Below are 12,216 nucleotides of genomic sequence, written 5' to 3' on the forward strand. Positions count from 1 at the left end.
TTCTTCTGTTTGCGATTTGATTCCTATATTCGCAAAAAAATTTTTACTTATGAAACATTCACTGATACTAACTTTGCTTCTGCTAAGCTTTTCAGGATTTTCACAAATTCCCGGCTGGACCCATAGTCAGCCCATTACAATTGTTGAACATTCCGGAAACCTTGTTACGAATTATCAATTGAAAGTCACTATTGATACTCAAACACCGATCTCAAACGGCGAGATGTCAGCAAACGGAGATGACATTCGATTCTCTACCAAATGTAACGGAGGAACCTTGTTAAATTATTGGATCGAATCAGATATCAATACCGCAACTACCCAAATCTGGGTCAAAATAGACAGCATTCCGGCAAACGGGGGGAAAACCATTTATCTGAACTACGGAAATGCTTCTGCAACGGCAATTTCCGCTATTAACGGTACTTTCATCGGACCGCACTCATGCACGGACAGTGTAAGCGGTGGTGCCGCAGGTGGGGTTACAGACTCACAACGCGGTTTGAGATTTGCGGCTAATGAAGACCTGCTTGTAACGTCCTTCGGGAAAAACGAACCCAACGGATCGACTCGCTACATTACACTTTTCGATGTTGCTACACAGGCAATCCTGCGACAAATGCAAGTAAGCGGACCAGCAGCACAATACTCCTACCAGGATTTAGCTTCCCCGATCTGGTTGACTCAGGGTACTCAATACCTCATTGAGATGCACCAAGGAGGATCCGACGGTTATTACTTTGGCCCTTCAAACTCCCAGATCGGTCAACATTTAACCTACCTGGATATGCGCTATTGCAATGGCTGTGATCAAAACACCTTTCCAACAAATTATCTGAATAATATTCATTACGGATATCCCGATTTTTGGTATTACTCCAAAACGAACGTAAGCCCCGCTCCTACTTATGAATTGGATTATTTCAAAACAAGTATGCCGGATGAAAACTTCATTTGTTTTAACGATTCCATTACAATTCCACTAACCATCCTGGGAGGAGACTCCCCTTTTGATTTTCAGTGGACCGGAGCAGGAATCAACAATGACACGATCATACAGCCGATCGCATCCCCTTCGGATACTTTGGAATATTATGTCAGCATTACCGATGCCTGCGGTTACAGCAGAACAGATTCCATCACATTGAATGTCGGAACTTTACCGGTAGCAAACCTGCAGGCTACTGCAACCATTGTTTGTAATGGTGAATGGTCCGAACTAACAGTCGACACGGCTTATAATGCTCTTTGGGATGACAACTCAACGGCTGATTCGTTGATCGTTTCTCCGCAGGCAACCACGACCTACCATGTTCAAACTACCGATGGTAACGGATGTCACAGTTATGATTCCATTCAGATTTTATTTCATACTCCTGTTTATCTAACGCGTCCTATCTACAAATGTTTCGGAGAAAGTTACCAGATCGGAACACACACTTATACCACAGACGGGACATACATCGATACACTTGCGGGAGTTTCCAATTGTGACAGTATTATCACAAGCATATTGACTTTCCAGGGAGAGATTGATTCTCAAATTCAGCAAATTGGCTTAACCCTGGTTGCTGATTTAGGTGCAGACGGATACCAATGGGTAGATTGCCTGAATGGAAATACTCCGATTCCAGGAGCTACCGGTTCTTTCTATGAAGTTACCCAAAACGGAAGTTACGCCGCTATTTCGACAATCGGCTCGTGTTCCGAACTTTCCAATTGCATTGTCATAGCTACTGTTGGCATGGAAGAATGGAATGAAATTGACAATCTTTCCTTATTTCCCAACCCAACAAGCGGCAACCTGAATATTCAATCATCGAGTTCACAGGAGGTAAAGATCATTGATGTGGTCGGAAACGTGGTTCAAAAAGAAAACATTGTTGCCGGAGTGAATAAGCAAATTGATGTCACCACTTTAGGAGCAGGATCCTATTACCTGCAATCCAGGACAAAAGTGATCCGATTTGTGATCCAATAAAATTAATGACGGAATAATTTATAAGTAGGGACGCGATACATCACGTCCCTACTGTGTTTTTTATCGTCGTTATTTTTTTATCACTCCATTAATCTTGGAAGCGAAACCAAAACGGTTGTACCTGATGGCGAAGTCTCTTCGATTACAATGGTTCCTGCATGCGTTTCCACGATCTGTTTTACCATGGCCAATCCTAGCCCCGTTCCGGTAGATTTCGTTGTAAAGTATGGTTCAAAAATCGTTTGCACCTGATCCTTGGGAATTCCTGTACCATTATCCTTTACCCGAACAAAAACAAGATCATCGCCAGTCTCCAAGGAAATAACTATCTGTGCAACGCTATTCATAGAAACTGCCTGGATACCGTTTGATACCAGGTTGTTCAAAACCCGCAGCAACATTTCTTTATCACCCGGAACAATTATTTGTGGCTCTGACACCTCCAATTCCAATTTGACATGCACATTCCCGTCCCCGTCAAATAATGCAACTACAGCCTTTAACAGGCTTACCAGATCAATTTCTGCAATAACCGGTTGAGGCAGCTTCGCGAAATTTGAGAATTCGTTTGCAATATGAGTCAAAGCGTCAATCTGCTCGATCAAAGAATTTGTAACCCGCTCAATTCGCTCTGCCGATTTCGGATCATTGGGATCAAAAACACGTTGCAGGTGTTGTACACTCAATTTCATCGGTGTCAACGGATTTTTAATCTCATGAGCTACTTGTTTAGCCATTTCCCTCCAGGCACTTTCACGCTCTGACTGAGCTAATTTAGCGGCGGCATCCGCAAGTTCATTCAACTTGTGATTGTATTCTGCAACCAAAGAACCAATTTCATCCTGTGCTTTATAATTTATCTGCAGACTATTCTTACCCAACTCAAACTGGGAAAAGCTCTTTCTCAATAACATGAGTGGTCCCGTTAGCCAGGAAGAAACCAAAAGTGCTACCAAAATGGATAAAACCAGCAAGAGCATAAATACATTCAGGATCGCAACGAAAAACTGCCTCAACTGATCTTCGAACACATTTCGCTGGTCAAAATGAAGAATATTCAGGTAACCAAGCAACTCATTTTCGTGATTAAACACAGGGACGTATCCGGATAAATAAACCAAGGAACCGATATTCTCTTCATGAATGAACTCCGATCTCATTTTGAACTGCAATTCATACAAAGCCTTCGGATTCATCTGTTCGCTTAACAGGCCCATGTTGTAGATCTTTGTCCGGGAAGTTCCGGCCAGGATCCCATCGGACTGGTATAAGTTAATATCAGCAAGAAAGACTTTCGACCATCGTCTCAACTGGTAATCCAATTCCTCTTGGTTTTTATCGCTGAATTTCTCCGAAATAAACCGTTGCCTGGAGTTGATTTCGTTAATAACCGATTTCACTTTTTCGCGAATCTGGTCCGTTGAATAACTCCGGTATTGTCCGCTAAGCATCGTTGTACTGGCAACACTAAACCCGGCAAGAGAGATCACGATCAATCCGATCAGGACAAGCTGGATCTTAGTAATCATTGAAATTCCATTTGAAACCCTTACCTCGCTCAATCGTCTCAATAGTAAAACCAGTGCCAGCATGGCCCCAAAACAAACCAACAAGATGGAAGTGGTAGTCAGATAGGACAACCAGGAAGGGATGGTTTTACTAAGAATAATTGCATCCGTTTTTGACTTCTTAAAAATCAGGTGCTCAAAACCGTCTTTTTCATACCACTGATGTCCGCCGTAATTCTGATCCGTAAAAATGTTCAGATCCGTAGGATAACTGTAGGCACCATAGTTCAGAACCAATTGGTCATTAAAGTATTTGGCAATGGAATAGCGTTCCAGGGATTCAAAGACAGCAGTTTGTTTTGAGATCAGGAGTCTGGGAAAGCCAATTTTTTCGGGAATCCGTTTTGATTTCATGGTTCCGAAAAAGTCAACCTTTACTCCGTGTCTTTCAAGGGGCAGATAAAACACATAATTAAATTGACTGGTGTAATCCTTTACATAGTACAAACTGGTGTCAATTTCAGAGCGGATCCCATGTCTTTCAATCAGCTCAGTCAATTGTTTCTTGTAAATTCCATTCAATCGAAGCCCGGAACTATCTTCCAAATAGTAATAAAAATCAACATCATAACGATCCCAGTAACCTTTAAAGACCTGGTATTCCATTGCTTCCTTTAATTCGGAAAAGCTGGGTTTTGTATCATGCTGAAAAAGCCGCTTAAGAAAAGGTTCCGAGATCAGTTTTTCCTTTGCTTTTATAAAATCTACTTCTGCATTGAAATCACGGTCATCTGCCAATTGATTAGCAAAAAGAAGACGTTCTTCCCGTTCTTTCTTCTTCGCCTCCATCTCAAGATTCATGGTTATTCCAAACGAAACAAGAAATGTCGCCAATAAATAAAACGTGAAACTCCAGGTTTGTTTAAAACGAAATACAACGATCAATGAAATGATCAGAAGTGAGAACATCCAGATTATCCAAAAACCATGTAACCTGAAGATCCATTCATTAGCAATGATGACAGAAGCAAACACAAGCAGAAGAACTCCAATCACCTCCATCCTCTTTGGATTTGTAAGTTTCCATCTTCCTATAACAGCCAGGTAAAAGCGGATAATAAACAAAGAGCTTAGCCCAAGAATAAAAATGAATACAATTGAAAAAATATTCAGTTTCAGGATTTCGCTTAAATTGATCGGGATCGTAGAATTGACAATAATTAATTTGACGATTTGCGGGAAAACCATCATGAGAACAGGAATCAGCAGCAAGAGAAAATAGCCGACAAACTTATTCTTCTGACTTAAAACCATTTTACCGAGAGAAGGAAAGATCATCAGTAAAGAAACCAGCCAAATAAGGACTTCTCCAAAATTCGGAAGCCAATTATTCAAGGCCATTAACCCGGGATCAAACAAAGATGTATTTTCCATCCACTCGAACCAATCAAAGCGCAGTGCAAGATACCGGACAACAAGAACGGTCAAAACATATATCAATCGCGCCGGATTTGTTTTCAGGGTTCCGTTTATCTTTAAAGAAATTAAGAGGAAAATAATTAAAATGTCAGCAAAAATGATGGTTAATAAGCTGTCGTTATCCGGACTTTGGTCTGTGCGGTGAATACCAAAGATTGCTTCACCATGTTTGTCATAAATGCTGTTGTCCTTATCCGCAACCAAAGAAATCATTCCGTGAATGGCCGGAAAAGGTTGAAAAAAGTAATCTTTTAACTGATCATTGGTAATCGGGAAGACACGTTTGATTCCAAAAGTCACCACAAAGATCTCGTCACCCTCCTTCTTAAATTGGGTATAATACCATCCGTTTTGCAACTGAACAATTCCCTTTGTAGGGAAATGCAAATCGGCAAACCGGTTTACCGGGCATTTATTGGTGTTCCAAAAAACCAAAGAATCCCCATGGTATACATGAATAAACAGGGTGTTTTCGAGGTTGTTGTATTTTTTGGAGAAAGTACCTTTACTAAGCTTTTTCCAATCACTCGGAATCGCATCCAACTGATCTTTTGCTTTGTCGGTCTGGGATAAAAAAACGCTTTGAAATTTCTGAAGATCTTGTAAACCGGACCTTTTTAAGCTGAATATCAATCCTATCAACAGCAGAAAACACGCACTTAATATTAGTACATATCCTCTTCTGGCAAAAAATTGAATTATTCCTTTAAACATAATAGTTTGGGCGTCAGCATTTGAATAAGTCTTTCAAATTCCAAGTCAGCCTGTTGGTCATTCTCAAAGACAAAATCAGCTAAATGAATATATGGGGCAAGGTATTGGTTGTAACAGGGAACCACGTGATTTTTCCATTGATACATAATTTCTTCCCGCGAGTATCCCCTGGTTTCCAAATCTCTGTACAATCTTCTGTCCAATTGAACATCCGGATCAACATCCATAAAAATTGAAAAGTCCAATAACTCGTTCACTTCCGTATATTGAAACAAAAACAGTCCTTCAACAATGATAATCGGGGACGGATCCAAAGTGATCAATACATTTTTATTCGGGGGAGCATTAAAATGATACTCCTTCACTTCAATGGATTTTCCTTCTTTCAGATCACGCAAATCGTTTATCAAACGGCTTTTATCCAAAGCAGTTGGCAGATCGAAATTTATATGTCCATTTGCATCCGACAGCTGCTGATCGATGGGCAAATAATAATTATCCATGGAAAAAACGGTTGGATGAAGTTCACCATAAAATGCCGCCAAGCGCTTTAAAAGAGTCGTTTTTCCAGACCCGCTGCCACCACAAATTCCAATTATCATTTCTGTTTATATTCGAAGATTAAACTGCTTTTTGTTGGAAATTGCTTGGTATCAAAAACCAACCATTTCGTATCCAATTCAACTACAAATTTACTTGGAAATTCCGCAGTAAGCAAACGGCTTGGATTAGAAGTTGCCTGATCAATGCTTCCGGATACGATTCCTGTACCTGATGTAAAGCTGTGAAAATGCCCTTCTGACCTGGCAGAATTCACATACCAGCCAATTCCTTCTTCCATCCTGAAACAACCAACTTCCAACTCTTTTTTCGCGTTGTAAACAGCACAAACGGATTCACAAACCTTATTCCATTTTTTACCGTCAATCTTGTAGCTGATCAGGTTCGCGGTGGTTCCGTTCATTTCAATACCACCTACATAATACGCACCGTTAGCATATACCAAAGTGCCCTTTTCATTCGGTTCACTTCGCTTTAACAATGCGCTGCCTCTTCTTCCGAAACCAACCCGGGTATGTGCGATAAAGTTTGTCCCTGTCTGTTCCAGCACTTGTTCCGAAACCAATATTCCTTTCGGATTGAATTCTTTCACTTTCCAACCGGCTTCTTTTCCCGCATGCAGACGCGCAGCAAACAGACAATTCTCCCCCTTTTCCCCTGCAACATACCAGGAGATCTGATCTTCAATTTTAGAAGAGCTGACGATATTCTCCGACACCACAAAAGCATACATATTGAAATTATGATGTGTCATGGAGACAGCAATGGTGGTTAATTTTTCTTTATCCTTGTGCCTAAACATCCAAAGAAGAGCTTTTTCGGTTGTAATGATATCCGTCAGATACAAATCCGATGGACTGAAACTCCCCAGGCGCTTCAAGGGAGTAAGGAAATTTAAGTTCATGACCTTAATATTCCCTGCGGCACTTAATTGATGAACAAATACCTTATTGTCTTTCAATTCTAGGTTTTCAAGAAAGTAAGCATATTTGCCACCGTCTTCCGAGATAAAGAAAGTCTCCTTCGCAATAGGATTATATACTTGCTGCCAGGAACTCTCGCCTGCTCCTGAAACCATTGTTAAATCAACTTGCTTCTGGGTTAAGGTAGGATCGCGGCTCAATGTCAAAGCACCGATTCCCTTCCACTCAAGTATATCATAATAAGGCTGTTTCAACCCCGGAATTTCAAAATTCTGGGCATAAATAGAAATACTAAACAGCACAAAAAGAATGATTAAAGATTTTTTCATATTAGGAATAAAACGTAAATTGGCAGATAAATGTAAAATATTTCAACTGATTATGTTATTCTCAAATGCAATTAAAAATGGGATAGCCGGAATTTCTCTTTTGATCTCCTCTGTTTCATTTGCTCAAACTGAAGATGCAAAAACCCTTCCAATTGGTCAACGTGTCCCAATGACTCAATACAAAATGGAAAATTTGGATGGTAAAATGGTGCATTTGGAATCACTATCCGGAAAAAATGGCTTATTAGTCGTTTTCTCATGCAATACCTGCCCTTTCGTTGTTGGAAGTGACAATTTTGAAGGATGGGAAAAACAATACAATGATTTGAACACGTTTGCTGCTGACCACGGGTTAAAAATGGTCCTGATCAATTCCAACGAAGCAAAAAGAGGGGATGACGATTCTCAGGATGCTATGAAGAAAAGAGCAAAAGAGAAAGGATATACCATGCCTTATGTAATTGACAAGAACTCTGAATTAGCTGATGCTTTTTTAGCCAAAACTACTCCTCATGTTTTTCTCCTAAATCAAAAAATGGAACTTATTTACACCGGTGCAATTGATAATAAAGTCGATGGAAAACGCAGTTCCGATGAGAATTACCTGAAAAACGCAATTGAAGCTGCTGCATCAGGAAAAGAAATTGAAACCACCTCAACTCCACCAAGAGGCTGCAGTATAAAACGTATGAAAAAGTAAACTCTCCAAAACAAAACAAATATGAACAAAAAACTACTAGCATGTGCTTTACTAACGCTCTCCTTTTCGTTAGTTGCACAACAGGGCGATGGTGGTCTTCCCAAAAGCGGAAAAGCTGCCCACACCATTAAACTAATTGACAAAAAACTCTTTTCCGAACCTGATATTGCTGCTCTGAAAGCAGAAGATGAAGTAACAGATAAAGCAGGAAATGCTCCATGGAGATTTGGTTATAACAATCACACCTCTTTGAACATGACTAATTCGGGCACCTGGAATACACTTTCCAATGGGGATAGAATCTGGCAATTGGCAATTACGTGTCAGAATGCGCTCACTGTAAATCTAACATTAGACCAGGTAACAATCCCTGAAGGGAATGAACTGTATGTTTACAATCCTGACAAATCTTTCATCCTTGGAAAATTCTCGTCGTATCACCTTTATGAAGGAGTGTTGGGAACAGAATTAATTCCCGGAAATACTGCAATCGTGGAGTACTATATTCCGGCAAGAAACATGGGGCAGATTGCTTCATTGAATATAAATACCGTAACTCACGGCTACCGCACCGCAGACGAATTCCAGGAAAAAGCATTCGGTACTTCAGGTAATTGTAATATGAACGTCAACTGTACGGATGGTGCACCATGGGTAAACCAGCGCAACGGAGCTGTTATGCTCGTTTCGGGAAGCAACGGTTTTTGTTCCGGTTCACTGATCAACAATACGATGAATGACGGTAAACCTTACGTTTTAACTGCAAATCACTGTTACAGTACTCCGACAAGCTGGATTTTCCGCTTCAACTGGCAGGCTGCCGGGTGTACTAACCCGGGAAGTTCCCCGACTTTTGTTTCCTTGTCGGGAGCCGTTTTAAGAGCCAGAAGAACACCTTCAGACATGTGTTTGGTTGAAATTACCGGTGGTTTGATTAACAATACTGTGCCTCTTTCCTATGACCCTTATTTTTCAGGCTGGGACAATACAGGTGCAATTCCAACTTCGGCAGTTTCCATCCATCACCCGGACGGCGATATTAAAAAGATCTCTTTTGATGATGATCCATTACTTATTTCCCAGGGAATGGGTTCCTCGGAGGCAAACTCAACCTGGACTGTAGAGTGGGATAGAAATACGACAACAGAAGGTGGTTCTTCAGGATCTCCTTTGTTCGATCAAAATCATCGCATTATAGGCCAGTTGTGGGGCGGCGGAGCTTCCTGTTCAAATTTGAGTTCCCCTGATTACTACGGCCGCCTGGCAAATTCATGGAACCCTGCAGGAAGTAACAGTACAAACCATTTGAAAACATGGCTGGATCCGAATAACGCCGGAGCAACAGTAGTGGACGGTTTCGATCCAGCCGGACCAACTGCTGCACTGGACGCTGCAATGTCAAATCCACAAGGCGTTTCGGGAACTCTTTGCACCGGAACAGTAACTCCGCAAGTAACTATCGTCAATTCCGGAACTTCTGTATTGACTTCTGCGATCATCCATTACGGATATGATGGTTCAACAGGTTCAACATACAACTGGTCCGGTTCTTTGAATCAATACCAATCAAGTGTTGTTTCCCTTCCGACTGCAACTTTAACAGCCGGTAACCATTCATTTAAGGCAATTGTTTCCAATCCCAATGCAGGGGCAGATGAAAATGATTTGAATGACACGATTGTTTCTTCGTTCACGACTGTAACCAATGGTCATCAAATCAATCTGGATTTATCAATGGATTGTTACGGTGATGAGATTTCATGGATACTTGAAGATAATACCGGTACAACCGTACTTTACGAAGGCGGACCATATACTCAAACAACAGGAGGATCTACTGTGAACGCTTTGTTTTGCCTAAGCAATGGCTGTTACAAATTTACGATCACGGATGATTTCGGTGACGGAATGACTTCCAGCGGTTGTCCGAACGGTTTTTACACCATCGAAGATCAGAACAATGTGGTGTTGGCTGAACTTACGGCAGCGAATGCAAACTTCGGAACCACACATACCGATGACTTCTGTGTCAGCGGATCATCAGCCGGTTTGAAAGAATATAACAGCTCGTGGAAACTATATCCGAATCCGACAAGTGAGAACCTAACGATTGAAATAAGCTCCAGCGGATTAAAAACGATCGATATTACAAATGCAACCGGACAGATTATTCAAACAATCCAATCCGATTTAAATGCGATTACAATTCCTGCAAACACCCTTGCAAAAGGAATGTACTTCATTCGATTAACAAGTAACGACGGGACTTCCCAAAAGAGCTTTGTAGTTAAATAAATTAATAAAACGAATTAAGAAACCCCGGCATTAATCGTCGGGGTTTTTTGTTTCCCTAAACTATATGGTTTTTATTAACCATAGTAGACACGTAGGAAAAGACCTTAAGTAACATTTTTGTTCTTTTGGAAACATTAAAAAACTATGTGCTCTATGCGCGCCTTCGCTGAAGCTTCTGCGTAAGCGTTGTTTCTATGTGGTTTATTCTTTAACCGCGAATAGTTACATCAAAAACATAGAATTTTCTTTTTACCTTCGAATCAAAATTCACTAATGGCTAAGGTTAAATCGGCATTTTTCTGTCAAAATTGTGGTTATGAAACTCCGAAATGGTTGGGTAAATGTCCCTCATGTGGTGAATGGAACACCTTTGTAGAAGAACTTGTTGAAAAACAATTGCCGCAGGTTATTGCCTTTTCCACCTCATCGGGAAGGACAGCTAAAGCACAGGTACTCCAGGAAATTGTTTCCAATGGACAGCGAAGAATTATCTTACCCGATAGTGAAATCAACCGCGTCCTCGGAGATGGTCTAGTTCCGGGATCTCTCATTCTTTTTGGCGGTGAGCCTGGAATCGGAAAATCTACCCTGCTTCTTCAATTAGCCGTCCAAACCACCTTGCGTGTACTTTATGTTTCGGGTGAAGAAAGTGAACAACAAATAAAAATGCGAGCGGAACGCATTGGTCAAAAAAACGATTCCTGTTTTATTCTTACGGAAACAAATATTCAAAACATCTTCAAACAAGCAGAAGAAACAAGTCCCGAATTACTCATAGTAGATTCTATCCAAACACTTTTCAGTTCACAAATTGAGAGTGCCCCGGGAAGCATTTCCCAGATCAGGGAGTGTACCGCACAACTTTTACGATACGCAAAAATGACCGAAGTTCCGGTTTTCCTGATCGGTCATATTACCAAAGAAGGATCACTTGCAGGACCAAAAGTCCTGGAACACATGGTAGATGCAGTATTGCAGTTCGAGGGAGATCAGCACCATGTTTACCGTTTGTTGCGGGGAATAAAAAACCGCTTCGGGAGCACCAATGAACTGGGAATCTATGAAATGAACAGTTCGGGTTTAAGAACTGTTGAGAATCCTTCCGAGATTTTAATTTCTTCTGGTGACAGCGGTTTAAGTGGCGTGGCCATTGCAGCAACACTGGAAGGATTACGGCCTTTGCTCATCGAAGTTCAGGCCCTTGTAAGCACAGCTGCGTATGGAACACCCCAGCGTTCTTCCACCGGTTTCGATCTCCGAAGACTGAACATGCTTCTTGCAGTAATGGAAAAACGCTGCGGCTTTAAATTGGGAGCAAAAGATGTATTCCTGAATATTGCAGGGGGAATACGTGTGGATGATCCCGCAATTGACCTGGCAGTCGTAGCAGCAGTTCTGTCCAGTAATGCGGATATATCAATCGACCGGTCAATTTGCTGCTCGGCAGAAGTTGGTTTGTCGGGAGAAATCAGGCCTGTTAACCGCATTGATCAGCGAATCCGGGAAGCAGAAAAACTCGGATTTGAAAAAATTATTATTTCAAAACACAATAAGGGAATCGAACAATCCAATTTCAAGATCGAATTGATTCCTTGCGGGCGAATTGACGAAGTTTTAAAGGCACTATTTGCATAAGACAATCCAGATTTTGTAAGCTACACACTCTAACTTGGAAAATACTTATTACAATAACTTCTATTGCAATAGTTTAGTTAATTTTGGCTTT

7 protein-coding genes are annotated in these 12,216 nt (G+C 41.1%); 4 read left to right on the plus strand and 3 right to left on the minus strand.

Going from position 1 to position 12,216, the window contains the following annotated elements:
- Window positions 1-49: 49 nt before the first annotated feature.
- Complete coding sequence (locus tag K0S23_RS12315; protein WP_300357780.1) at window positions 50-1,981, plus strand: DUF2341 domain-containing protein; 1,932 nt, start codon at window positions 50-52, stop codon at window positions 1,979-1,981.
- An 80-nt stretch (window positions 1,982-2,061) separates the two neighbouring features.
- Here the strand turns inward: K0S23_RS12315 and K0S23_RS12320 are convergent, their stop codons facing one another.
- From K0S23_RS12320 to K0S23_RS12330, 3 genes are read right to left on the minus strand one after another with little or no spacing between them, the layout of a single operon-like run.
- Complete coding sequence (locus K0S23_RS12320) at window positions 2,062-5,682, minus strand: ATP-binding protein (RefSeq protein WP_300357783.1); 3,621 nt, start codon at window positions 5,680-5,682, stop codon at window positions 2,062-2,064.
- Window positions 5,667-6,284 (minus strand): hypothetical protein, encoded by a 618-nt coding sequence (locus K0S23_RS12325; protein WP_300357786.1) that lies wholly within the window; start codon window positions 6,282-6,284, stop codon window positions 5,667-5,669. Before K0S23_RS12325 ends, K0S23_RS12320 begins: the two co-directional genes overlap by 16 nt.
- Window positions 6,281-7,495: a hypothetical protein gene (locus K0S23_RS12330; protein ID WP_300357789.1), complete on the minus strand. Its 1,215-nt coding sequence runs from the start codon at window positions 7,493-7,495 to the stop codon at window positions 6,281-6,283. The genes K0S23_RS12325 and K0S23_RS12330 overlap by 4 nt, the downstream gene beginning before the upstream one ends.
- A 52-nt stretch (window positions 7,496-7,547) precedes the next feature.
- Here K0S23_RS12330 and K0S23_RS12335 point away from each other — a divergent pair, with 52 nt between their 5' ends.
- From K0S23_RS12335 to radA, 3 genes are all read left to right on the plus strand, one after another.
- On the plus strand, window positions 7,548-8,195 hold the full coding sequence (locus K0S23_RS12335; protein WP_300357791.1) for a thioredoxin family protein: 648 nt from the start codon (window positions 7,548-7,550) through the stop codon (window positions 8,193-8,195).
- 21 nt (window positions 8,196-8,216) lie between these two features.
- A complete protein-coding gene (locus K0S23_RS12340) occupies window positions 8,217-10,490 on the plus strand; it encodes a T9SS type A sorting domain-containing protein (protein WP_300357793.1) in 2,274 nt (757 codons plus the stop codon).
- 273 nt (window positions 10,491-10,763) lie between these two features.
- Complete coding sequence (gene radA, locus K0S23_RS12345; RefSeq protein ID WP_300357795.1) at window positions 10,764-12,125, plus strand: DNA repair protein RadA; 1,362 nt, start codon at window positions 10,764-10,766, stop codon at window positions 12,123-12,125.
- Window positions 12,126-12,216: the final 91 nt, after the last annotated feature.

It is taken from the genome of Fluviicola sp. (genome assembly GCF_029266855.1).
In the GTDB taxonomy this organism is placed as follows: domain Bacteria; phylum Bacteroidota; class Bacteroidia; order Flavobacteriales_D; family Crocinitomicaceae; genus Fluviicola.

What these genes read in the sequence shown, in the direction of transcription:
- K0S23_RS12315 (WP_300357780.1), top strand. Translation starts at nt 50, where the DNA reads ATGAAACATTCACTGATACTAACTTTGCTTCTGCTAAGCTTTTCAGGA.
- K0S23_RS12320 (WP_300357783.1), bottom strand. Translation starts at nt 5,682, where the DNA reads ATGTTTAAAGGAATAATTCAATTTTTTGCCAGAAGAGGATATGTACTA.
- K0S23_RS12325 (WP_300357786.1), bottom strand. Translation starts at nt 6,284, where the DNA reads ATGATAATTGGAATTTGTGGTGGCAGCGGGTCTGGAAAAACGACTCTT.
- K0S23_RS12330 (WP_300357789.1), bottom strand. Translation starts at nt 7,495, where the DNA reads ATGAAAAAATCTTTAATCATTCTTTTTGTGCTGTTTAGTATTTCTATT.
- K0S23_RS12335 (WP_300357791.1), top strand. Translation starts at nt 7,548, where the DNA reads ATGTTATTCTCAAATGCAATTAAAAATGGGATAGCCGGAATTTCTCTT.
- K0S23_RS12340 (WP_300357793.1), top strand. Translation starts at nt 8,217, where the DNA reads ATGAACAAAAAACTACTAGCATGTGCTTTACTAACGCTCTCCTTTTCG.
- radA (WP_300357795.1), top strand. Translation starts at nt 10,764, where the DNA reads ATGGCTAAGGTTAAATCGGCATTTTTCTGTCAAAATTGTGGTTATGAA.